This window comes from Pseudomonas sp. 13B_3.2_Bac1, assembly GCF_025466205.1.
Lineage (GTDB): Bacteria > Pseudomonadota > Gammaproteobacteria > Pseudomonadales > Pseudomonadaceae > Aquipseudomonas > Aquipseudomonas fluorescens_H.
This window is the reverse complement of record NZ_JANLOG010000152.1, coordinates 91,010-112,229: the sequence shown is the minus strand read 5'-3', so window position 1 is coordinate 112,229 and position 21,220 is coordinate 91,010. Positions and strand designations below refer to the sequence as shown.

Here is a 21,220-nt window from a genome sequence, read left to right as displayed (position 1 = left end):
CCCCGGTAAAGGACTACGTTCCATCATGAAAACCCTGATCGCAACTCTCACCCTCACCGCCCTCGCCTTGAGCGGCTGCGCCACGCCCAAACAGTGGGAAGCCACCGGCGGCAGCAAGAACGACGGTGTCGTCCAGGTCTCCTATGAATTGGGCCAGTTTGAAAGCGGCCAGACCAACGCCGCGCAAGGCCTGACTGTCGCGATGGAGCGCTGCAAGACCTGGGGCTACAAGAACGCCGAGGTGACCGGTTCGGAGAAAAACATCTGCCGCACCATGGGCCAGTTCAACTGCCTGCAAACCACCATCACTCAGGACTACCTCTGCAAGCGTTGAAATCAGACCTGCGCGACCGGCTCGGTTTGCCGGTCGCGCAGGCTGCGCAAGGTCGCGCGCAGCTCGGCCGGGCGTACCGGTTTGGACAGGATGGCAATTTGGCGGTCGTGCAAGGCCGCCTGTATTTTCTCGATGTCATGCCCGGTGATGATCATCGCCGGCACCGCAAAACCACGCTGGCGCCGCACAGCGTCAATGCACTCGATACCCGTGGAATGCGTTCCCAGATCGTAATCGGCGACGATGATGTCGCAATCGGTGACCAGACCCTGTCCGCTCAACTCGCCCTGCACCACGCAGCCCCAGCGCTCCAGCAGCGCGGACGTCGCCAGCAGCACGTTGCGGTCATCTTCCACCAGACACACCTTCAGCCCGGTCAACAGACCGACCTGCCGCACATCGTCACGATTGACTGGCAACTGGGGTGCCATGGCCAGCGGCAAGCCATACAGCGTGACCGCCGTGCCGCGCCCAAGCTGCGAGCGCAACGCAACATCGACGCCGATCAACTGCCCCAGACGCTTGACGATCGACAGCCCGAGGCCGACGCCTTCCACGTCTTTGTCGCGCACCTGACGCACCCGATAAAACTCCTCGAAGACCCTCGGCAGGTGCTCCTCGGCAATGCCGTTGCCGCGGTCATAAATCACGATGGCCAGCCCGGCGCCGCGTTTGCGCACGCCGATCAGCACCGGGCGTTGCGCGCCGTACTTGAAGCAGTTGGAGAGCACGTTTTGCACCAGGGTCGCGAGCACCGCCGGATCGCTCTGCACCCAGTGTTTGCAAGGGCGCAGGCGCAACTCCACGCCGGCCCAGCGCGCCGCCTCGGCGTTCTGGCGGATCAGGTCGGCCAGCCACTCGCCGAGATTGAACACCTGCGGCCTGGGCAGGATGCGCCCGTTGTCGAGGGTGTAAAGGTCGAGAATCGAACGGAACAACTGCGAGACGTTGAGCAACGAACGGTCGATGTTGTCGACCAGTTGCCGCTCCTGCTCGCCCAGCCGCGACTCGCGCAGGCACGCCGTGAACAGACCGATGGAGTGAATCGGTTGACGCAGATCGTGACTGGCCTGGGCGAGAAACCGCGACTTTTCCAGATTGGCCGCGACGGCTTCTTCCGACGCCTTGCGCGTGCGCTCCAGCAGCAAGTGCGCGTAGAACGGGATCACCGTGCTGGTGAGCATCAACATCAACACCATGAACGGTTGCGCCTGCCACACCGGCGTCAAGCGATACACCGCCAGCAGCGCCACCAGCGCCAGACCGGTGGCAATCGCCAGATAGCGCGAGCCGTAGCGCATGCCGTTGCCCAGATTGACCCAGATGATTACTGCATACAGCGGCAACGCCGCTTCACCGCCGAGCACCAGGCCGAAACAGGTGCCGGTGTAATCGTGGACCATGCCGAAAATCCGCCGCGCCGGGTAATGCCCGGGCCAGCGCGCAATGGCCTGGCGCAAGCCGACCGACACCAGCAGAAACACGAAGATGTAAGTCATTACCGGCAGATAAGTATCGAAGCGCTGACCCGGCAGCAAACCGAGCACGCCGATGTAAACCATGGCAATGCTGGCGATGATGATCCGCAGATTAGCTTGGTCGAGTTCGGTGTTTTTCTCGAACTTCATGGGCAACGTCCTTGTGCAACAGTCGTCAGATTCAACACCAATCGACAGGCGACCCTGGCGCGCGGTGCTATGGTGCATGCCATAAACAACACTGATCCAGGGAGGGTCACGCCATGACATGCCGCATCATCATAGCCGACGATCACCCGATGTTTCGCGAAGCCATGCGGCACACCGTGCAGCGCCTGCTGCCCGAAGCGACTATCGAAGAAGCCGGGGACCTCGACGCCGTGCTGGCCTTGCTGCCCAACGGCAGCGAGCCGGACACGTTGATTCTCGACCTGCGCTTCCCTGGCCTGACCTGCATCAGCCAACTCGCCGAGCTGCGCCGAAAACTGCCGCGCACCACACTGATTGTGGTGTCGATGGTGGACGACGAGGCGCTGATCGGTGAAGTGATGGCGGCCGGCATCGACGGTTTCATCGGCAAGAACATCGCCCCGGATGAGATCGGCCAGGCGATTCTCGCGATCCGTGAAGGCGAAGTGCTGGTCAGGTTTGCGCCTTCCGGGCTGTTGCCGCTGGAGACCGGCACCGCCCTCACCCCGCGTCAGCAGGATGTGTTGCGGCTGATCGCCCAAGGCAAGACCAACAAGGAAATCGCTCGGGAACTGGATATCTCGCCGTTCACCGTGCGCATCCATGTGTCGTCGTTGTTGCGCACGCTCAATGTGCCGTCGCGGGCAGCCGCGGCGGTGAAGTATTCGGGAGGCAGTGGCGCAATTTAAATGAACCCTGCGCGCCGAGGCTCACCTAACTGAAAGACCATCAGGAGGTAGCCCATGCAAATTGAACCCGTCTGGATCGTACTCGCCGCCGTTCTTGTGCTCATTGAATTGTGGGCGATCAACCGGGTGCGCAAAAGCGCCGGTAAAGGCAGCAACAAAGGCGTGTGGATTATCGCCATCGTGTTCGTGCCGTTGTTTGGCCTGATCGCCTGGGCACTGGCAGGGCCGAAACACGTTACGCAGGATTGACACAACAAAATCCCCTGTAGGAGCTGCCGCAGGCTGCGATCTTTTGATCTTGAAAGTCAAAAGATCGCAGCCTGCGGCAGCTCCTACAGGGAAGCAGTGTTTATGGATCAACCTGCGCCATCAACTCCGGCACCGATTCCGGCCGCTTGGCATAACGCTGCGCCAGCACCGCACAAACCATTAGCTGAATCTGATGGAACAGCATCAGCGGCAGAATCAACACGCCGATGGTGCTGCCGGCAAACAACACCTGCGCCATCGGCACGCCGGTGGCCAGACTCTTCTTCGAACCGCAGAACAGAATGGTGATGCGATCCTCCTGACTGAAGCCGAACGCCTTGCCCAGCAGGGTCGACGCCAGCAGCACCAGCGCCAGCAGGATGCAGCAGACCACCACCAACCCCAGCAGATCGACCACCGGGATCTGATGCCAGATGCCTTCGTTGACCGCCTCGCTGAACGCGCTGTAAACCACCAGCAGAATCGAACCCTGATCGACAAACTTCAGCCAGTTCTTGTTGCGTCCGACCCACGCACCGATCCAGCGGCGAGCGATCTGCCCGGCAATGAACGGCAGCAGCAGTTGCACGCTGATCTTCAGGATCGCATCGAGGGTCGAGCCGCCATCGCCGTGTACGTTCAACAGCAGGGTCACCAGTAACGGCGTGAGGAAGATCCCGAACAGGCTCGAGGCCGCCGCACTGCAGATCGCTGCCGGAATATTGCCCCGGGCCAGCGAGGTGAAGGCAATCGCCGACTGCACGGTGGCGGGCAATGCACAGAGGTAGAGCATGCCCATGTACAGCTTGTCGCCGATCAGCGGAGACAGCAGCGGTTTCAATGCCAGGCCGAGGATCGGGAACAGCACAAAGGTCAGACCGAACACCAACAGGTGCAGGCGCCAGTGGCCGGCACCGGCGATGATTGATTCACGCGACAGTTTGGCGCCGTGGAGGAAGAACAGCAGCGCGATGGCAATGTTGGTCAGCCAGCCAAACCCCACCGCGACCTGCCCGCTGGCCGGCAGGAAACTGGCCAGCAGCACGACGCTGATCAGGGTCAGGGTGAAGTTGTCGGGCAGGAATCTTGGGCGGGTCATGGTTTGCTCATCCGGGGGTTGCCAGTACGTGATTGCGACTCTAACGTGAGTGGGAATTACCGACTAACGCCGAAGAGCCAACAGATGCCGCCTAAAGGACATGAGAAAAGCTTCCGGCGCAGCATTCCCGGACTGCCCAGCCTGCCGCGTCCTCTATACGGGCGCACCGAATCGCTGCCCAATCGTGCACTGACCCGGCGCCACAGTCACCCGTGGGTGCAATTGTCGTACGCGATTCAGGGCGTGCTCGAAGTGCAGACCGGCGCTGGACGCTTCGTTGCCCCACCGGAGCGCGCGGTGTGGATTCCGGCGGGCGTACCGCACCGTGTGTTCAGCTCGCCGCACACGGAAATGCGCAGCCTGTACATCGACTGCAGCGTGGCCGGCTGGGCGCTTGAACGTTGTCATGTGTTGGCCGTCAGCGACCTGTTGCGCGAGCTGATTCGCGCGTTCAGTCTGGTTCCGGTGGAGTACGATGAGCGCGGCGCGCATGGCCGCCTGGCCCAGGTGATCCTCGATCAACTGGCCGAGGCGCCGCAGATCGACCTGATGCTGCCACTGCCCCAGGACAGCCGTCTGCGACAGATCTATCAAAGCCTGGAGCAACATCCGGAACAGCAGACCACGCTGCACCATTGGAGCGACAAATTCGGCGTCACCGAAAAAACCCTCAGCCGCCTGTTTTTACGTGACACCGGCCTGACCTTCCGTGCCTGGCGTCAGCGCTTGCGATTGCTCGGCGCACTGACCCCGCTGGAACGTGGCGAACGCGTCACCGACGTGGCTCTGGCCTGCGGTTATGACTCGACCTCGGCGTTCATCGCGGCCTTTCGGCAACAGTTCGGCGAGACACCGGGGGAATTTTTTCGCTGAGTTTTGTCGATATTTATCGAATTAGCACATGCCATTCGGCAAAGTTCAGGGTAGAGTTTCGTCCATACGAAATTCTCTATGCGTTTCGACCATAACCATAATGACCCACCCCTTTAGCGAACCTGTCGGCGGTAACAGCATGATCGAAGTCACTGAAGTCTCCATTGCTCAATTACGCGCGGCGCTCGAAGCCGGCCAGACCACCGCGGTTGAACTGGTGCAGGCCTATCTGGCCCGGATCGACGCCTATGACGGCCCGAACACCGCCACTGCACTGAATGCCGTGGTCGTACGCAATCCCGAAGCACTGGCAGAGGCCCAGGCGTCCGATGCACGCCGCGCCAAGGGCGAAACCCTCGGCCCGCTCGACGGCATCCCTTACACCGCCAAGGACAGCTATCTGGTCAAGGGGTTGACCGCCGCCTCGGGCAGCCCGGCATTCGCCGATCTGGTGGCACATCGCGACGCCTTCACCATCGAACGCCTGCGTGCCGCCGGAGCGATCTGCCTGGGCAAGACCAATATGCCGCCGATGGCCAATGGCGGCATGCAGCGTGGCGTCTATGGCCGTGCCGAAAGCCCGTACAACGCGGCCTACCTGACCGCGCCGTTTGCCTCCGGCTCGTCCAACGGTGCCGGCACCGCCACTGCCGCCAGTTTCTCGGCGTTCGGTCTGGCTGAGGAAACCTGGTCGAGTGGTCGCGGCCCGGCGTCGAACAACGGTTTGTGCGCCTACACGCCGTCACGCGGGGTGATTTCGGTGCGCGGCAACTGGCCGCTGACGCCGACCATGGACGTGGTGGTGCCGTACGCCCGAACCATGGCCGACCTGCTCGAAGTGCTCGACGTGGTGGTCGCGGAAGACCCTGACACCCGTGGCGATCTGTGGCGCCTGCAGCCGTGGGTGCCGATCCCGAGCGTCGACTCGGTGCGCCCGGCCTCCTACGCCGAGTTGGCCGTGAAGTCCGATGCACTGGCCGGCAAACGCCTCGGCGTGCCGAAGATGTACATCAACGCCGATCCTGAAGCCGGCACCAGCGAAGCCCCAGGCATCGGCGGCCCGACCGGGCAGCGCATCAACACTCGTGCGTCAGTGATCGACCTGTGGAAACAGGCCCGCGCTGCTCTGGAAGCGGCTGGCGCCGAAGTCATCGAAGTAGACTTCCCGCTGGTTTCCAACTGCGAAGGCGATCGTCCGGGCGCACCGACCGTGTTCAATCGCGGCATCGTCTCCAAGGAGTTCCTGCACCACGAACTGTGGGATCTGTCGGCCTGGGCCTTCGATGATTTCCTGCGCGCCAACGGCGATCCGAAGCTCAATCGCCTGGCCGATGTCGACGGGCCGAAGATCTTCCCGCACGACCCGGGCACCCTGCCCAACCGTGAGGGCGACCTGGCCGCCGGCATGGACGAATACGTGCGCATGGCCCAACGCGGCATCACCCCGTGGGACCAGATCCCGACCCTGCCGGACGGCCTGCGCGGTCTGGAAAAGACCCGCAAGCTCGATCTCGAAGACTGGATGGATGCACTGAAACTCGACGCGGTGCTGTTCCCGACCAACGCAGACGTTGGTCCGGCAGATGCCGATATCAATCCGGAATCGGCAGACATCGCCTGGAGCAACGGCATCTGGGTCGCCAACGGCAACCTGGCGATCCGTCACCTCGGCGTTCCGACCGTCACCGTGCCGATGGGCATCATGGCCGACATCGGCATGCCGGTCGGCCTGACCTTCGCCGGTCGTGCCTACGATGACTCGAACCTGTTGCGTCTGGCCTCGGCGTTTGAGGCGACTGGCTCGAAGCGCTTGGTGCCACCGCGCACTCCGGCGCTGGCCCGTGGCAAATAATTAACCCGAGGAGGCAGCTGCAGCCTCCTCGGGCACGCCAGATGACCGATCAGGTGCGCGCACTTGATCGGTCCTGATGGCGACAGTCATGTTATTTCGCGTCGTCATCATCCGGCTCGAATTTCATTTTCTTGCTTTCTCCCTTACTTTCAACAAGGCCGGCTTTGGGGAGCTGAAAGGTATAAAACGAAACCTCGGTGTTGTTTTTTGAGTCGCGCTTAAGCAGATACAACATGTCCTCAGACTCTGCGACCTGGCAGGCGGTGTAGCGGTCCAGGCTGCGGAAGGTCAAGGTGCGCTCCTCGCACTTCGCGGCGGTATCCAGGGCAGATTTTCTGCCCGACATCGAGGGTACGTGGACTGTCAGATACCAGGCCAGAATGGAAAATCCGGCCAGGACTGCGGAAAACGCGAAGAGTTTGAACACGATGTTCAATTCACTTGCACGTTGGCGAAACCTCACAAGCCACAGAGGATTTGTCGGGGACACCGGCAGCCTTCCCGGCCGCTCAGTCAAGGCAATGATCAATGAAACGGCAATGACAAATGCTATGGCGAACAGTAACGCGCCGATCATCGAGCCAAGTCCTGCAGCGCCATACGCAGCAAGCTTTTGACCACTGATATTCAAGCGGTCAAACGGCACATCCAGCACCAGATAATATTTTTCCAAATGAGCGTAGCCATTGAGTACGAATGCGCCGAGCATCGCCGCAATGAATAACGAAACCTCGATGCGCAAATATTTCCGGTAGCGTTCCAACCCCTCTTCTGCACGCAACTCATTGACTGGCTGATTCAATTACGAAACTCCCTTTCGTTGCCGGACAAGGCATTCGCCCGACCCAATGAAGGCGGCGATCATACCGCCATGAGCGCTTCATCAGTACAACACTTCGCTTTTCCCGAACTGTTGCTCAGAAATAAGCGATTTTTCTTACAACCAAATTCGCCGATAGCATGGCCTTGCCTGACCCTAATTCAATAAAAGCCAGGGAGCCAGCCATGCCAACCACCAACATCAATATCGGCGAACCATGGATGTGGGGCGCGTTTATCGTCTTCGTCCTCGCCATGCTTGCGCTGGACCTGTTCGTCTTCGGCGGACGCAAGGCGCACCGCGTTTCAGTGCGGGAAGCGTCCTGTTGGGTGATCGCCTGGTGCGCACTGGCCATGGCCTTTGCCGGTTTGCTCTGGTGGTATCTGCACGGCGAGTTCGGCGCCGAGATTGCCCAGCGCAAGACACTGGAATTTCTCACCGGTTATTTGATCGAGCAGTCGCTGTCGATCGACAACATGTTCGTCTTCGTGATGATCTTCAGCTACTTCGCGGTGCCACCGGAACTGCAACGCCGGGTGCTGCTCTACGGCGTACTCGGGGCGATCGTGATGCGCGCGGCGATGATCTTCGCCGGGGTGTGGCTGGTGTCGCAGTTCGAGTGGCTGCTGTATGCCTTCGGCGCATTTCTGATCTTTACCGGGATCAAGATGTTGATGTTCGCCGAGCAACAACCGGACCTCGATAAAAACCCGTTGCTGCGCTGGGTGCGCGGGCACATGCGGATCACTCAGGGCTTTCATGGCGAACGCTTTTTCGTGCGGCAGAACGGCGTGCGCTGGGCGACGCCGATGTTCCTTGTACTAGTGCTGATCGAAGCCAGCGACCTGATGTTCGCGGTCGACAGCATCCCGGCGATCTTCGCGGTTACCACCGATCCGTTCATCGTGTTCACCTCGAACATCTTCGCGATCATGGGCCTGCGCGCGCTGTACTTCCTGCTGGCAGACATGGCCGACCGCTTTCATCTGCTCAAGTACGGACTGGCGATTGTGCTGGTGTTCATCGGCGGCAAGATGACGCTGATGCCGTGGTTTCACATGCCAGTGGAATGGTCACTGGCGGTGGTGGGCGGGGTGATTCTGGGGTCGGTGGTGTTGAGTCTGGTGATGAGTAAAAACGCGCCACAAAACCTGTAGGAGTGAGCCTGCTCACAACGCGGTGCGGCATTCAATAAAGGTGTCGGCTGACCGACGCCTTCGCGAGCAAGCCCGCTCCCACAGGTGATAGTCAGTGGATGGAGGATCCGGGGCTGGCCGAGATCAAAGAGTGGGAGTGGGCTTGCTCACGAAGGGGCCGGCACATTCAGCATCCATGTTGACTGACCCGACGCCTTCGCGAGCAAGCCCGCTCCCACAGGTGATAGTCGGTGGATGGAGGATCCGGGGCTGGCCGAGATCAAAGAGTGGGAGTGGGCTTGCTCACGAAGGGGCCGGCACATTCAGCATCCATGTTGACTGACCCGACGCCTTCGCGAGCAGGCTCACTCCTCCAGAGGGTGTGCGGCTACTTGTCGGATTTGATGCTGGTCCACACCCGCGTGCGTACGCGCTCGAGTTTTTGCGGCAGTGGCTGGACCACGTACAGGGTTTTCAGCGCTTCGCTGGTCGGCGTCAGGTTCGGGTTGCCGGTGATGTCTTTATTCACCAGCGGCATCGAGTCCTTGTTCACGTTCGGGTAGCCGAGGAAGTCGCTGATCGGCGCAATGACTTTCGGATCGAGCAAGGTGTTGAGGAATTCATGCGCCTCTTCGACATTCTTCGCACTCTTCGGAATCGCGAAAGTATCGAACCAGATCGGCGCGCCCTCCTTCGGCAAGCGCCAGTCAACCACCACGCCGTTGCCCGCCTCTTTCGCGCGATTACCGAACTGGTAGAAGCTGCCGGAATAGCCGATGGCCACGCAGATGTCGCCATTGGCGATGTCGGTCATGTACTTGGCCGAGTTGAAGTAGGTCACGTACGGGCGAATCTTCAGCATCAGATCCTTGGCCTTTTCATAATCGGCCGGGTTCTGGCTGTTCGGGTCGAGGCCGAGGTAATGCAGGGCCAGCGGGAGGATTTCCGACGGCGAATCGAGCATCGCCACGCCGCAGGATTTGAGCTTCTCCATGTTCTCCGGTTTGAACACCAGATCCCAGCTGTCCACCGGCGCGTTGTCGCCAAGCGCGGCCTTGACCTTGGCCGGGTTGAAACCGATCAGCACCGTGCCGTACATGTAGGGCACGCCATACTGGTTGCCCGGATCGTTGGCGTCGAGCAACTTGAGCAGCGCCGGATCCTGATGACTCCAGTTCGGCAGTTTTGACTTGTCGAGTTTCTGGAACACGCCGGCCTTGATCTGGGTGTCGATGAACTGGTTCGACGGCACCACCAGGTCGTAGCCGGAGTTGCCGGTGAGCAACTTCGCCTCCAGCGATTCGTTGGTGTCGAAGGTGTCCCAGGTCACTTTGATGCCGGTCTTCGCGGCGAAATCCTTGGGCACCGACGGCAGGATGTAATCCGCCCAGTTGTAAACCCGCAGCTCGCGCTGCTCGGCGTGTACTGCGCTGGCCAGCAGCGTCAGCCCACACACGGTGGCACCCAGAATGCGTTTCATCGTGACCATGGTTGTTTCCCCAGAATGCGACGTGAGATCGATGGTTTTTATGTTCTGTACACGGCAGTGGCTGTAAAGGTAGCCAAGGGCAAGGAAGATCCAGCGTTTCGTTGTGGTTTCGATTCTTGCCGACAGCGTGGTCGCGGCACAGTGGGGGATGGGCCAAAAGGGGATCGAAATGGCCAATTTGAATGACCACCGTAATGCACAAGGGCTTAGCAAACATCATTTGTGGCGAGGGACCTTGCTCCCTCGCCACAGTTCTAACGATGATCGGCTCAGTCGGTATAACTCAACCGCGCCGCCCTGCTCTGCCGGGTCTGCCCGCGTGTGGCGAGGCAGTAATACAGCGGCACTGTCACCACCAGGCCAAACAGCCACGACAGATCCGCACCGTCCACCAGATTGGCGTACGGCCCGACGTACAGCGAGGTATTGGCGAACGGCAACTGCACGATGATGCCGATGAAGTAGGCAATGATCGCGTGCAGATTGAAGCGCCCGTAGATGCCACCGTCCGCACGGAAAATCGAGCTGATGTCATAGCTGCCGCGCTTGATCAGATAGAAGTCGATCAGGTTGATCGACGCCCACGGCACCAGCACCAGCAGCAACGCAAGAATCAGCCCGATGAACTGCGAAATGAAATCCGCCGAAGCGCCGAGCGCCACCACGCAGCAAGCCGCCAGCACCACGCCCGACAACCCCACGCGTACCTTGATGCTCGGCGTCCACTGGCTGGCGAAGGTCTGGATCGAGGTGATGATCGACAGCACCGCGCCGTACAGATTCAGCGCGTTGTGGCTGATGATGTTGAGCAAAAACAGCACCATCAGAATCGGTCCCAGCCACCCGGTGGACTGCTTGACCGCCACCATCGCCTCGGTGCCTTCGGGCGTTGCCAGCACCGCTACGGCGCCGAAGCTGAACGACAGAATCGTGCCCAGCGTCGCGCCCAGGTAAGTGGCCCAGAACGGTTTGGCGATACCGATATCCGCCGGCAGATAACGCGAATAGTCGGACACGTACGGCGAGAAGCTGATCTGCCAGATGATCCCCAGCGACACCGTCGCCAGCCAGCCCGACAGGTTGAAGCTGCCACGCGTCAGGAAATCTGCCGGCAGCTCATGGGCGAAGATGTAGATGAAACCGGCGAGCAGCGCGCTGCCCATCACCCAGGTGCCGATTCGGTTCAGTGTATGGATGAAGTTGTAGCCGATCACACCAATCGCCGTGGCCGCCAGCGCGCCAATCAGAATGCTCAAAGGGGCCGGCACCGACGGCGCAATGCCGACAATCGATTTACCGGCAAGCACGATGTTGGAAATGAAAAAACCGATGTAGATCAGCGCCGCAAAGAACACGATCAACAATGCGCCGTAGCGCCCGAACTGACCGCGACTCTGGACCATTTGCGGAATGCCCATGCGCGGACCTTGCGCCGACGCTAACGCAATCACAATCCCGCCGATCAGGTGCCCCAGCGCAATCGCCAGCAGCCCCCAGAGCAAGTCGAGATGAAACACCTGGACCACCATGGCGCCGGTGACGATCGGCAGTGGCGCAATGTTGGTGCTGAACCATAAGGTGAAAAGGTCGCGGGCCTTCCCGTGGCGTTCCGCGAGTGGGACGTAGTCGACCGTGTGATTCTCGATCAACGGATCTTGCCGGGACATCTGGGACATATGCATGAACTCGAGTTTGTCTGTTCTTATCTTTGTATGAAGCCAAACCGGGGGGACTCTTTGGCCGCCCCTCAGATGCAGACCATATTATGGTATTCCAAACATTTCACAAGACTGATCCGCAGTTTACGGCGCTATCTGATGCGCCATCCTCAATGATCCTGCGGCCTGCAGGCCAGCCACAAGCCCAATAAACGCTGAGTTTCCGACGAAAGAACCACGTTTATCGGTTCAGCAGAAAAGGCCTTGCAAAGCAAAAATACTGGTATACCATCAGACCAACAAACACATAAAAATCGCGTCACAACACCCGAGGACCGTCCAATGATCGATGCAGCCATCTACAAACAAGTCATGGGCTCGTTTCCGTCCGGCGTCACTGTCATCACCACGCTGGACGATGACGGCCAGATCGTTGGCCTCACTGCCAGCGCCTTCAGCTCGCTGTCGATGGACCCGGCCCTGGTGCTGTTCTGCCCCAACTACAGCTCCGACTCCTACCCTGTGCTGATCAAGAACAAGCGCTTCGCGATCCACGTCCTGTCCGGCGGCCAGCAGAGCGAGGCTTACGCCTTCGCCCGTAAAGGCAAGGACAAGGCGCAGGGCATCGAGTGGACGCTGAGCGAGTTGGGCAACCCGATCCTGGCCAACGCAACGGCTATCATCGAGTGTGAGTTGTGGCGCGAATATGAAGGCGGCGACCACGCGATCATGGTCGGCGCGGTGAAGAACCTGATCGTCCCGGAGCAGCACACCGGACCGTTGGTTTACTGCCACGGCAAGATGGGCGCCCTGCCCGTTCTGGCCTGATCGTCAGCCCTACACAAATCAACTGTGGGAGGGGGCTTGCTCCCGAAAGCGATGTGTTAGCCACCAGAGATGTCGATCGATCCACCGCTTTCGGGAGCAAGCCCCCTCCCACACAGTCTTGTAGCCTCAACAACAAAAGATCCGAGGAAGCGTCATGAAATTTTCCCTGTTCATCCACATGGAACGCTGGGACGAAAGCGTCAGCCACCGCCAACTGTTCGAAGACTTGACCGAACTGACCCTGATGGCCGAGGCCGGTGGTTTCAGCACCGTGTGGATCGGCGAACACCACGCGATGGAATACACCATCTCGCCAAGCCCGATGCCGCTGCTGGCCTACCTCGCCGCCAAAACCACCACCATTCACCTGGGCGCCGGCACCATCATCGCGCCGTTCTGGCACCCGCTGCGGGTGGCCGGTGAGTGCGCGCTGCTCGACGTCATCAGCAACGGACGCATGGAAGTCGGCCTGGCGCGCGGCGCCTATCAGGTCGAATTCGATCGCATGGCCGGCGGCATGCCCGCCTCCAGCGGCGGTCAGGCCCTGCGCGAAATGGTCCCGGTGGTCCGCGCCCTGTGGCAAGGCGATTACGCCCACGACGGCGACATCTGGAAATTCCCGACCTCGACCAGCGTGCCGAAGCCGATCCAGAAGCCGAACCCGCCAATGTGGATCGCCGCCCGCGACCCGGATTCGCACAATTTTGCCGTGGCCAACGGCTGCAACGTGATGGTCACGCCGTTGATGAAAGGTGATGAAGAAGTCGTCGACCTGAAGAACAAATTCCAGGCCGCGCTGGACAACAATCCAGACGTGCCGCGTCCGCAACTGATGGTGCTGCGCCACACCCACGTGCACACCGCTGATAACCCGGATGGCTGGAAAATCGGCGCGAAAGCGATCTCACGGTTCTACCGCACCTTCGATGCCTGGTTCGGCAACAAGGAAACACCGGTCAACGGCTTCCTCGCCCCGAGCCCGGAAGAGAAGTTTGCCGGGCGTCCGGAGTTTGAATTGGAGAGCCTGCACAAGACGGCGATGATTGGTACGCCGGAGGAAATTATTCCGCGGATCAAGTATTACCAGGAACTGGGGGTGGATGAGTTCAGTTTCTGGTGTGACAACAGTCTGCCGCATGAGGAGAAGAAGAAGTCGTTGGAGTTGTTTATCAGGGATGTGGTGCCGGCGTTTCGGTGAGCTGACTTGTAAAAAACCGGGCATCAGCCCGGTTTTTTTATAGGTGTCTCCGAAACAGTTCTAATATCAAAGGAAATTTTGCAATCAACAATTCAATACTGGTAATCCGAAAAGAAAAATATCGCATACAAAATGAAGGCAAAAATTGCCAATGCCGCCCGTCCGGCAGGGTCAGCATCCCTGCCTAATCCACCGGGTGCAATGGCAACCGTTGCCCCTCTTAAATAGTTATAAACACCTTGAGCAAACCATAACTGAACAGCAATTATAGTAAAAAAACGCCCCCAACTGCCATTGAACTGAAAGTAGCCATTGAGTAGTGCTGCGAGCATTAGACTCACCCCCACCCAGTCACGGCATTTAAATAGCAAGCTGATTATTGATTTACTTGTTATAGGCATCGACAGTTCTTTTAACGATATGATCCCAAACGTCCTGCGCACCCGAAAAATTGGGTTAACGGGGGGCTGGGCTAACGTGGTTGATGGGGTCAGACGAAATTTTCGGAGGGCTTTCTAAACGTAGGCTGTCCCCATTTACCCCTTTCCAAGGTATGTAGCCTTGCAACTTAACAACCACCTAATTGCCTACGATCATACAAAGCGTAACTTCCAATAGTCCCTGCCATCCACTATCCAGTATCTTTCATGCGCGGGAATCAGAAAACTAAAATCATAGCACTCAGAAATCCAATCCGCATAAACATATTTCTCGTGAAACCGACCTTCATCCATATGCATAAATATCTTTCGATCAAAATTTATATAGAAAGTTGGAAGGCGCGAACTAACAACGTTGGCCAATTTATACAAATCGGCGCTCAAACCTTTACCTGTCAAGTAGTAACTCTCAATTGCCTCAAAGACAGTTTCATCGGCCCCAACAAAGCCCTGCAAATCCAACGACGATAGTATTTTCTTTCGCGAATCATCAAGATACTTCGGAAAATTCTCCGACGTCAACTGCGCAAGCCCTCCCCTGTAGTTTTGGCGAAACTGTTCATAATGTTCCTTTTGAATTCCTCCATTTTCCAGAGAGGCGCTGAGACTGATATCCATATCCAAAATAAAATTATCTTTTTCATCCACAACCCAGAAGCATTTTTCAGAATGAACAAAAAAACAGATATTTTTTTCGCCGTCCCACAGTTCATCAAAAATCACTTCACTTACGGTCATTTTAATTAAACTCTTAAAGAAAAATTGGACAGATTTATTTTTAAGCGGATTTTCAATCTCTTTACGACAAGAATAAATATGTCATCTTTAGCGTGCCAACTTGACCCTATTCGCAGCCTATCACTTACTGTCGAGGTCTTCGCTGGACACCCTGAAAGAGTGAAAATTGAAGGCTATTTTCTCGTCTTCTTCATCCATCAGCTCGTACCGAATCCGATCCAGCTCGCCTTCAACCCGTGTTACACATAGATCCATGAACTGCGTGAGACCACCACCAAATTCCCGGATTTTGAAACCACCTACGTTATAAAAATTTATTGCAATATTTTTTGCTCCGGGATGCGAAGACTCCGCCAACTTCATCAATAAGTTGTAACTGGAAAAACCCTCTTCCGAATCTAGATGAAGACTTTCCACATAAACATATTCGCGCAATAATTTATTCAATGCTTCGACATTGCTCAATGGTTAACCCTCGCATTCGCCTTTCGGCCAATTTCGTCCGTAAACCGTAACCGGTGACCTCTTCGTGTCGTCAGGGATATGGTGATGGCATGCTCGCTGAACCGACACCCGCTCTCTGACCATACAAGTTAACGGGGACAGACCACATTTTCCGAGTGCTTTCTAAACGTGGCCTGTCCCCATTTATTAAAAAAAGAAAAATGGGTCAGATCTAGTTTTGAATAAATAAATCCGACACCTATAATTATATACCTCCTCGAGCTTAGCCTTTAATAAACTCTTGTTACGGCTTAAAATCATCAACAGTCTTATTCCGCCCAATCAATAGAGGCACTACAAAATCGGAGTCTAATTCCATTAGAAACACAATAGCATCGTAGATTTTCCAGCGGTGCTTTTCTGGAAAATCAATAATGGAGATCAAGTGCCGCTCAATCATAGGCAAGTATTCCAGATACTTCTCTCGCCGCACAAAGGAATACAACTCTGATATTTCAAAAGGCCTGTCGTTTGCCAACGAGATAATTTTCGAGAGCAGTTCATATACATGAGGCCGGGCCACGTCCTTCCCTTGTGCGCCGGCAACATTGGCGAAATACATGGTCACCGCCATCAATACTTGCCGATAAGTATCATCATACCCATAAAGCCTATGAATATACGTCCCCTCAATGACTTCAGGCCTCTCTAGACCTTTCTGCAAGGCCACTAAACCTTCATATTCTCCCCAACTTGCCAGTAGTTTTGCAGCCAAGAAACGCTCTGTTTCATCATTACTATGGAGCATCAATTCCTTGACGGCACTACGTCTTGCCTCCGGAATATCTCCCGCATCCAAATCACCGGCTTCGGCAGCATAATCGGCATTATCCGGAATACTGTGAAGCAACTCATGTGTTTTCGGATCCATAGTTTTCAACCTATTACTTTCCCATTTACCTTGCGTCACAGGCTTAGCCTGATTTTTAGCAAACTTTCGGCCACAGCTCTATCAACTTCTTTGAATACAACTTCCAACTCGTGTCCATCGCCACCAATCCAATCAAGGACCGAGTCACGTAAAATCTCGACATATATCTTTAGGTCGTCTCTTGGCAATTCTGGGGGTTAACGGGGACAGACCACATTTTCGGAGTGCTTTCTAAACGTGGTCTGTCCCCTTTACCCTCCCCTTTACCCCGGCGTGTTGTGTATCTGGCGTTGCCGTTTTTTGCTGAAGTTGGACACCATCCCTCAAAAGACTGGGGGAAGAGTCTCTGACATTGGAATGGCAGCCTGCAATGAGGAAAATCAACGGAAGCGAAAGTGCGGTTTTAATCAATTTTTATTACCCTTCCAAAGTGGGCAAATTTATCGACCTCAATAAACCTGCCCTGAAGCACCGTTAAATAATGTCAAAAAGTTGTAAGTCCGACTGGACCTGCAAAGCATCCTGTTCAGGTAACTGCGACATAAGAAACGCTAGCCCATACACCTCAATAATTCCTTTGATATGGGCAACCGCAAAATCAAAGGCGACCTTGGGCTCTCTTCCCGCCGACAACACAAGTCCGGCAGTCTGGAACATCAGATTTTCAACTGGAGTAACAAAACTTTCTTCCATCTCATTTAATGCATACCCGACTTCAAGCTCCCCTTCAACCCAGGAAAAACCCGACTTTTTGTTCTTCCTGATTTTAGCTCTGCAGTAAATGGGATAGTAGTAAAACATTCGCTGCATTATTTCTTTATAACTTAAAATCGCTGACATCGATCAGTCTCTCACGTAAAAAGGGACAGATTTATTTACGATGACCTTTATCGCCAAAAAAACAATCTGTCAACGTTGTCGTGTCATCAGGATGTGGTGCTGACGTTTCGCTGAACCGACACCCGCTCTCTGACATGACAAAAAGCCCCAAGCAATTTGGGGCGTTTTACTCCAAATTGGAAAATTGTATATTCCTACGTGAGAAATCAATCACTTTTAAACCAACGTCATCCCCGCGCCAACAAACGGGTCGCAAGTTTTGACATTTCAGCATTCTCAACCTTAGCCAACAAACGTAACTTCTCTTTAGCATTATCGGTGCCGATCTCATGCAGAGCATGAATGCATTAACACCTAGTGCATGCTCGGATACGATATAAGGATAACAAGTAAGTGCTGCCCTGAACAAATAATCAACGGCCGCAGGAAATTTGAAAACCTTCAATTCCCTTGCGCTGTTCTCGTGGCTGAAGTGTCAGTCTTCAATCAGTAAGTGGCATAAAACATTGGCACAGTCCTGAGAGGGTTAACGGGGACAGACCACATTTTCGGAGTGTTTTCTAAACGTGGTCCGCCCCCCCATTTACTCCAAATTGATCTGCCGCCTTTAAATTATCATAAAATCAACTATAAAGCCGATTAAAAATTGAATCCACCTCACAGCTTCTAACAATCTGATCAGACGTAAAATCCAATACATCCGATACGACCACAACCCCTTTTAGCTCTTCGGGGAAATCATCAATACTCGCATACACAGTTGGCATCAGGTAGCGGAAATAATCACCCATTTCAGTTTTCCCGCTATAACCAACAGGATAATCCTCACCTTGAACACTACCCTCCACTGCATGATAAACGTAAAAACCCTTTATCGAAGGAATCGAGCACTCTGATAACTTTTTATCAAATGCAGATCGCTGTGCAATAACTGATTCGACCTCTTTACGAGACTTATCGCCCCCAAATCTACAGATTGAATACAAATCAAGAATTGCAAGTCCTCTTTTGTTTTCTGGATAACTGACAACCCCCGAAGACTCTTCCCACATATATTCATTTAACCGGTCAAGCTTCCCCTCTAACTCCGACACCTGTAGCAAAACCTTGGGAAGCTTTCCAAAACAGTTATTTACCATAACGGCTACCAATCCGTTTTTATCCATGGCAAACCACGTAATTATTTCGCCAAAACTCGGTTGCCAATCTATATCTAAAAACATCACTTTCTCTCCGGCCAAACAGCATTACAGTTCGGACATGTTTTAATAACTGCATCCCCGGTAACGGCACCATTTTCTCTAACAGTTCGAGGACGCAGCGCGCTAGTAAATTTCACTTCACCGGGATTTACACCCTGCCTCACTAGTTTGTCAACCGCTGAAACCTCTGCACAAGCACCAGCGACGTTTCGACATAGAGTCGTTATCTCGCCAATTTTCACACCAAGCTTTGACTCTAAATAGTCAACAGTACGAAAATCTAATTGATCAGCACTAATTTTTCCATTACTGCTTCCTACCGCGATTTTCCCCGTTACTGGGTCGTAGGCACTAATCATTGTTGCTATTTTAGGATTAACGGGGACAGACCACATTTTCGGAGTGCTTCTAAACGTGGTCTGTCCCCATTTACCCCTCCAGAAGGACTAGGCAAATAAATCCGCCCCCTTTACTGCTCGCAATTTACCAGTACGCAAGTATCACCAGACTTCACAACCAAGCTAATCGGTTTTTTGGTCATACCATCATCAGTTGATATTTCAACCAACAAATTTTGATTTTCGAAAGATTGCAACTCAACGATAAGTTGCTTAATAGTTCTCCCACGACCAACCCAGTCGGGAGTTATTTTATCGCTCATTTCAATCTCCAATGCGATTTAAGTTTGCATCGTAGGGTCCTGATCGTGTCTTTTTACTACCAAGAGCCTTAACTGAATCTGCCATCTTCCAAGAAGGTTAACGGGGACGGTTAACGGGGACAGACCACATTTTCGGAGTGCTTCTAAACGTGGCCTGCCCCCATCTACCCAGCTTTTGCACCAAATAGCCTCGGCTGGACCTGGGCTATTTGTTATTCGAAACTAGAAAGAGATCTTACCTAAGAGCTCTTTTACTTTCGCAGTATCTTCAGGATGGTGTTGAAGATATTTCTCACAAGCTAATCTAATGTATTCAAAGCAAACAGCTTCACTCACGACAACTGTGTCTTCATCTTTAGGCGGATAGCCATAAGCAAATTCAACCCCTTCAAAATGCTCCTCATCAAATGGACTATTTTCATCAGGGAAGTTACAGTACGCCCCATCCGTACTGAAACCCCACTTCTTAACGATATAGCCAACCGCTTCAACGAAATAGCCATCATTATACATTCTATCGAAATACCCTTTAACGGCCCAATAAGGATCTGACTCACCGTATGGCTGACCGAACAATTCTTTCATAAGCACCTCACCTTTACTTCGGGTGGAAGTTTGTCACCGTCCCTGTAGCTTTATCTAAATACACCCTAAAGGTGACGCTTCCTGCAATAGAGTCATATTGACTCACCCTTTAGATAGCGCTTCCTTATAGCCAGTGGCTGCGGCCTGCTGCCCTAGATCAAGAATTTTCTGATCGGTAAATATTTTCGGATCATAAACAGTTTTCGGGAAGACCTTGTCTTTAAAACCAGGTTAACGGGGACAGACCACGTTTTCACTAGATGGTCGACTTTTTCGGCCGTCCCGGGTTCCCCCTCTGCACGCGGCGACCGAGCATTGTTTCGACCTCAACAGCAAATTTTGAACCGCCAAAAACATTATTTCCATTGGTCGCCTCACGAACCTGGTCAACCAATTCAGAATCTAAGTCATTTTTGAACAGTTCGCGGTAAGCATCTGCCGGGTGCCCGCCCCGCCGTCCAAGCGCCAAATACTGTTCGTGAGGGGTAACAATGTGTGAGCGTTCTGATTGTGCATTAACACGGTAACTTGACCAGCGATATTCTGCTGGATGAATTACCATTTTCGCTCTAACGGGATTCATTTCGATGTATCGATAACAGCACAACAAATATCGTTCACTTTCAACAAGGCAGGAGCGATACCGGCCTTCCCACAAACTTCCGCTGCGACCATACGTACGATTTATATATTGGACGTATCTCTGGCCAACACCTTTCATTAGCAGGCTTGCGCTGTTGGCATTATGAGGACTTACTAACAAATGAACGTGATTAGTCATTAGGCACCACGCATGAATATCACAATTACTTTTTAAACCCTGCTCGACCAAAAGCTCCAGGTAAAAAAGGTAGTCTTCCTCGGTAAAAAAACAAACAGATCTATTATTTCCTCGTTGAATCAAGTGCAGTGGTACGCCTGGTATCAAAACTCGGGGTCTACGCGGCATCAATGAGTCCTTTCAATTGGTCAAACTGAAAGCTTAGCGCGCTGCAAGACTCAAATGACGGCAAAATTTTACGGATTGTTTCAGCCGATTACATTAAACGCGGCCTATCCCCATTTACTCCCTATAAACAATCAAGCCAATCATCGGACTTTATGCCTTGATTCTTCCTAAGAAACTCATCATACCGAGGCTTGTTCTTCTCAAAACTGTCATCCTCAAGTTCTATACAAATAAAGCTTCCCTCTCTCTCTTCAACAAATATAGAGGTTGCCTTAACCTTTGCCGGCAAGACATCCTCTAAAACACCGGCAATCCTCGCCCGATGAAAAATAGAACTTTTTCCGCCACCCAAAGGAAGAATTTTATCCATTATGGAAAACATTATTTCCGGCCTGGATATTTCAATCCTATCACCTTCCTCGTAATTTTTCAGAATACTCCTCAGGCACGAGAAAGGGCCTAAAACCAATAACCACCAGCCACCCTTCCAACTCAACAACGTCGCCAATATTCATGACTATTTTCCTAGGTCAACGGG

The 21,220-nt window shown here is 54.5% G+C and carries 25 protein-coding genes; 8 read left to right on the top strand and 17 right to left on the bottom strand.

The genetic code is table 11. The annotated features are described in order from the left end of the window. Positions 1 to 25: 25 nt before the first annotated feature. Entirely contained in the window at positions 26 to 334 is a 309-nt protein-coding gene (gene yecR, locus NTD85_RS26250; protein ID WP_003225737.1) for a YecR family lipoprotein, read from the top strand. A 2-nt stretch (positions 335 to 336) separates the two neighbouring features. On the opposite strand, the gene NTD85_RS26245 is transcribed toward yecR, so the two are convergent. Continuing rightward, the gene (locus tag NTD85_RS26245) at positions 337 to 1,962 is read right to left on the bottom strand and encodes a hybrid sensor histidine kinase/response regulator (RefSeq protein ID WP_262143604.1); all 1,626 of its coding nucleotides are present in this window, start codon (positions 1,960 to 1,962) and stop codon (positions 337 to 339) included. A gap of 113 nt (positions 1,963 to 2,075) precedes the next feature. Between NTD85_RS26245 and NTD85_RS26240 the strand changes: the two genes are divergently transcribed. Together NTD85_RS26240 and NTD85_RS26235 are read left to right on the top strand one after the other, a co-directional pair. Beyond that, positions 2,076 to 2,690, top strand: a complete 615-nt coding sequence (locus NTD85_RS26240; RefSeq protein WP_262143603.1) for a LuxR C-terminal-related transcriptional regulator — start codon at positions 2,076 to 2,078, stop codon at positions 2,688 to 2,690. Between the two features lie 54 nt (positions 2,691 to 2,744). After that, positions 2,745 to 2,939, top strand: a complete 195-nt coding sequence (locus NTD85_RS26235; protein ID WP_262143602.1) for a PLDc N-terminal domain-containing protein — start codon at positions 2,745 to 2,747, stop codon at positions 2,937 to 2,939. Positions 2,940 to 3,039: 100 nt separating this feature from the next. On the opposite strand, the gene NTD85_RS26230 is transcribed toward NTD85_RS26235, so the two are convergent. Continuing rightward, positions 3,040 to 4,038 (bottom strand): bile acid:sodium symporter family protein, encoded by a 999-nt coding sequence (locus NTD85_RS26230; protein ID WP_103483297.1) that lies wholly within the window; start codon positions 4,036 to 4,038, stop codon positions 3,040 to 3,042. Positions 4,039 to 4,122: 84 nt separating this feature from the next. On the opposite strand from NTD85_RS26230, the gene NTD85_RS26225 reads away from it, so the two are divergent. Beyond that, on the top strand, positions 4,123 to 4,911 hold the full coding sequence (locus NTD85_RS26225; protein WP_262143601.1) for an AraC family transcriptional regulator: 789 nt from the start codon (positions 4,123 to 4,125) through the stop codon (positions 4,909 to 4,911). A 139-nt stretch (positions 4,912 to 5,050) separates the two neighbouring features. Next, positions 5,051 to 6,763, top strand: a complete 1,713-nt coding sequence (locus NTD85_RS26220; RefSeq protein ID WP_262143600.1) for an amidase — start codon at positions 5,051 to 5,053, stop codon at positions 6,761 to 6,763. A 91-nt stretch (positions 6,764 to 6,854) separates the two neighbouring features. On the opposite strand, the gene NTD85_RS26215 is transcribed toward NTD85_RS26220, so the two are convergent. After that, positions 6,855 to 7,565 carry a hypothetical protein gene (locus NTD85_RS26215; protein ID WP_262143599.1) on the bottom strand — a complete coding sequence of 237 codons (711 nt, stop codon included), beginning with the start codon at positions 7,563 to 7,565 and terminating at the stop codon, positions 6,855 to 6,857. A 203-nt stretch (positions 7,566 to 7,768) separates the two neighbouring features. Here NTD85_RS26215 and NTD85_RS26210 point away from each other — a divergent pair, with 203 nt between their 5' ends. Next, positions 7,769 to 8,740, top strand: a complete 972-nt coding sequence (locus tag NTD85_RS26210; RefSeq protein ID WP_262143598.1) for a TerC family protein — start codon at positions 7,769 to 7,771, stop codon at positions 8,738 to 8,740. Between the two features lie 367 nt (positions 8,741 to 9,107). On the opposite strand, the gene NTD85_RS26205 is transcribed toward NTD85_RS26210, so the two are convergent. Together NTD85_RS26205 and NTD85_RS26200 are read right to left on the bottom strand one after the other, a co-directional pair. Beyond that, positions 9,108 to 10,208 carry a polyamine ABC transporter substrate-binding protein gene (locus NTD85_RS26205; RefSeq protein ID WP_003225750.1) on the bottom strand — a complete coding sequence of 367 codons (1,101 nt, stop codon included), beginning with the start codon at positions 10,206 to 10,208 and terminating at the stop codon, positions 9,108 to 9,110. A gap of 269 nt (positions 10,209 to 10,477) precedes the next feature. Continuing rightward, positions 10,478 to 11,884 (bottom strand): purine-cytosine permease family protein, encoded by a 1,407-nt coding sequence (locus NTD85_RS26200; protein ID WP_262143597.1) that lies wholly within the window; start codon positions 11,882 to 11,884, stop codon positions 10,478 to 10,480. Between the two features lie 324 nt (positions 11,885 to 12,208). Here NTD85_RS26200 and NTD85_RS26195 point away from each other — a divergent pair, with 324 nt between their 5' ends. Together NTD85_RS26195 and NTD85_RS26190 are read left to right on the top strand one after the other, a co-directional pair. Further along, on the top strand, positions 12,209 to 12,694 hold the full coding sequence (locus NTD85_RS26195) for a flavin reductase family protein (RefSeq protein ID WP_003225754.1): 486 nt from the start codon (positions 12,209 to 12,211) through the stop codon (positions 12,692 to 12,694). A 154-nt stretch (positions 12,695 to 12,848) separates the two neighbouring features. Next, positions 12,849 to 13,892 (top strand): LLM class flavin-dependent oxidoreductase, encoded by a 1,044-nt coding sequence (locus tag NTD85_RS26190; RefSeq protein WP_262143596.1) that lies wholly within the window; start codon positions 12,849 to 12,851, stop codon positions 13,890 to 13,892. A 92-nt stretch (positions 13,893 to 13,984) separates the two neighbouring features. On the opposite strand, the gene NTD85_RS26185 is transcribed toward NTD85_RS26190, so the two are convergent. The 12 genes from NTD85_RS26185 to NTD85_RS26130 all read right to left on the bottom strand — a co-directional run bounded on the left by NTD85_RS26185 (position 13,985) and on the right by NTD85_RS26130 (position 21,052). Further along, positions 13,985 to 14,293 carry a hypothetical protein gene (locus NTD85_RS26185; RefSeq protein ID WP_262143595.1) on the bottom strand — a complete coding sequence of 103 codons (309 nt, stop codon included), beginning with the start codon at positions 14,291 to 14,293 and terminating at the stop codon, positions 13,985 to 13,987. A 192-nt stretch (positions 14,294 to 14,485) separates the two neighbouring features. Then, positions 14,486 to 15,070 carry a hypothetical protein gene (locus tag NTD85_RS26180; protein ID WP_262143594.1) on the bottom strand — a complete coding sequence of 195 codons (585 nt, stop codon included), beginning with the start codon at positions 15,068 to 15,070 and terminating at the stop codon, positions 14,486 to 14,488. 120 nt (positions 15,071 to 15,190) lie between these two features. Continuing rightward, positions 15,191 to 15,535, bottom strand: coding sequence for a hypothetical protein (locus NTD85_RS26175; RefSeq protein ID WP_262143593.1), 345 nt, complete (start codon positions 15,533 to 15,535; stop codon positions 15,191 to 15,193). A 283-nt stretch (positions 15,536 to 15,818) separates the two neighbouring features. Next, a complete protein-coding gene (locus NTD85_RS26170) occupies positions 15,819 to 16,445 on the bottom strand; it encodes a hypothetical protein (protein ID WP_262143592.1) in 627 nt (208 codons plus the stop codon). A gap of 474 nt (positions 16,446 to 16,919) precedes the next feature. Further along, entirely contained in the window at positions 16,920 to 17,285 is a 366-nt protein-coding gene (locus tag NTD85_RS26165) for a hypothetical protein (RefSeq protein ID WP_262143591.1), read from the bottom strand. Between the two features lie 623 nt (positions 17,286 to 17,908). After that, entirely contained in the window at positions 17,909 to 18,508 is a 600-nt protein-coding gene (locus NTD85_RS26160; RefSeq protein ID WP_262143611.1) for a hypothetical protein, read from the bottom strand. Then, complete coding sequence (locus tag NTD85_RS26155) at positions 18,508 to 18,882, bottom strand: hypothetical protein (RefSeq protein WP_262143590.1); 375 nt, start codon at positions 18,880 to 18,882, stop codon at positions 18,508 to 18,510. Before NTD85_RS26155 ends, NTD85_RS26160 begins: the two co-directional genes overlap by 1 nt. A 74-nt stretch (positions 18,883 to 18,956) precedes the next feature. After that, the gene (locus NTD85_RS26150) at positions 18,957 to 19,148 is read right to left on the bottom strand and encodes a hypothetical protein (protein ID WP_262143589.1); all 192 of its coding nucleotides are present in this window, start codon (positions 19,146 to 19,148) and stop codon (positions 18,957 to 18,959) included. 1 nt (position 19,149) lies between these two features. Continuing rightward, entirely contained in the window at positions 19,150 to 19,233 is an 84-nt protein-coding gene (locus NTD85_RS26145; RefSeq protein ID WP_262143610.1) for a toxin C-terminal domain-containing protein, read from the bottom strand. A gap of 137 nt (positions 19,234 to 19,370) precedes the next feature. Then, positions 19,371 to 19,733 carry a ribonuclease toxin immunity protein CdiI gene (cdiI, locus tag NTD85_RS26140; protein ID WP_262143588.1) on the bottom strand — a complete coding sequence of 121 codons (363 nt, stop codon included), beginning with the start codon at positions 19,731 to 19,733 and terminating at the stop codon, positions 19,371 to 19,373. A gap of 256 nt (positions 19,734 to 19,989) precedes the next feature. After that, positions 19,990 to 20,682, bottom strand: a complete 693-nt coding sequence (locus tag NTD85_RS26135; RefSeq protein WP_262143587.1) for a transposase — start codon at positions 20,680 to 20,682, stop codon at positions 19,990 to 19,992. Between the two features lie 121 nt (positions 20,683 to 20,803). Further along, entirely contained in the window at positions 20,804 to 21,052 is a 249-nt protein-coding gene (locus NTD85_RS26130) for a hypothetical protein (protein ID WP_262143586.1), read from the bottom strand. Positions 21,053 to 21,220 lie beyond the last annotated feature (168 nt).

Excerpts from the sequence above, each read along its gene's own strand:
- yecR (WP_003225737.1), top strand. The coding sequence starts at position 26 with ATGAAAACCCTGATCGCAACTCTCACCCTCACCGCCCTCGCCTTGAGC.
- NTD85_RS26245 (WP_262143604.1), bottom strand. The coding sequence starts at position 1,962 with ATGAAGTTCGAGAAAAACACCGAACTCGACCAAGCTAATCTGCGGATC.
- NTD85_RS26240 (WP_262143603.1), top strand. The coding sequence starts at position 2,076 with ATGACATGCCGCATCATCATAGCCGACGATCACCCGATGTTTCGCGAA.
- NTD85_RS26235 (WP_262143602.1), top strand. The coding sequence starts at position 2,745 with ATGCAAATTGAACCCGTCTGGATCGTACTCGCCGCCGTTCTTGTGCTC.
- NTD85_RS26230 (WP_103483297.1), bottom strand. The coding sequence starts at position 4,038 with ATGACCCGCCCAAGATTCCTGCCCGACAACTTCACCCTGACCCTGATC.
- NTD85_RS26225 (WP_262143601.1), top strand. The coding sequence starts at position 4,123 with ATGCCGCCTAAAGGACATGAGAAAAGCTTCCGGCGCAGCATTCCCGGA.
- NTD85_RS26220 (WP_262143600.1), top strand. The coding sequence starts at position 5,051 with ATGATCGAAGTCACTGAAGTCTCCATTGCTCAATTACGCGCGGCGCTC.
- NTD85_RS26210 (WP_262143598.1), top strand. The coding sequence starts at position 7,769 with ATGCCAACCACCAACATCAATATCGGCGAACCATGGATGTGGGGCGCG.
- NTD85_RS26205 (WP_003225750.1), bottom strand. The coding sequence starts at position 10,208 with ATGGTCACGATGAAACGCATTCTGGGTGCCACCGTGTGTGGGCTGACG.
- NTD85_RS26200 (WP_262143597.1), bottom strand. The coding sequence starts at position 11,884 with ATGTCCCAGATGTCCCGGCAAGATCCGTTGATCGAGAATCACACGGTC.
- NTD85_RS26195 (WP_003225754.1), top strand. The coding sequence starts at position 12,209 with ATGATCGATGCAGCCATCTACAAACAAGTCATGGGCTCGTTTCCGTCC.
- NTD85_RS26190 (WP_262143596.1), top strand. The coding sequence starts at position 12,849 with ATGAAATTTTCCCTGTTCATCCACATGGAACGCTGGGACGAAAGCGTC.
- NTD85_RS26185 (WP_262143595.1), bottom strand. The coding sequence starts at position 14,293 with ATGCCTATAACAAGTAAATCAATAATCAGCTTGCTATTTAAATGCCGT.
- NTD85_RS26180 (WP_262143594.1), bottom strand. The coding sequence starts at position 15,070 with ATGACCGTAAGTGAAGTGATTTTTGATGAACTGTGGGACGGCGAAAAA.
- NTD85_RS26170 (WP_262143592.1), bottom strand. The coding sequence starts at position 16,445 with ATGGATCCGAAAACACATGAGTTGCTTCACAGTATTCCGGATAATGCC.
- NTD85_RS26165 (WP_262143591.1), bottom strand. The coding sequence starts at position 17,285 with ATGTCAGCGATTTTAAGTTATAAAGAAATAATGCAGCGAATGTTTTAC.
- NTD85_RS26160 (WP_262143611.1), bottom strand. The coding sequence starts at position 18,508 with ATGTTTTTAGATATAGATTGGCAACCGAGTTTTGGCGAAATAATTACG.
- NTD85_RS26155 (WP_262143590.1), bottom strand. The coding sequence starts at position 18,882 with ATGTGGTCTGTCCCCGTTAATCCTAAAATAGCAACAATGATTAGTGCC.
- NTD85_RS26150 (WP_262143589.1), bottom strand. The coding sequence starts at position 19,148 with ATGAGCGATAAAATAACTCCCGACTGGGTTGGTCGTGGGAGAACTATT.
- NTD85_RS26145 (WP_262143610.1), bottom strand. The coding sequence starts at position 19,233 with ATGGCAGATTCAGTTAAGGCTCTTGGTAGTAAAAAGACACGATCAGGA.
- cdiI (WP_262143588.1), bottom strand. The coding sequence starts at position 19,733 with ATGAAAGAATTGTTCGGTCAGCCATACGGTGAGTCAGATCCTTATTGG.
- NTD85_RS26135 (WP_262143587.1), bottom strand. The coding sequence starts at position 20,682 with ATGCCGCGTAGACCCCGAGTTTTGATACCAGGCGTACCACTGCACTTG.
- NTD85_RS26130 (WP_262143586.1), bottom strand. The coding sequence starts at position 21,052 with ATGGATAAAATTCTTCCTTTGGGTGGCGGAAAAAGTTCTATTTTTCAT.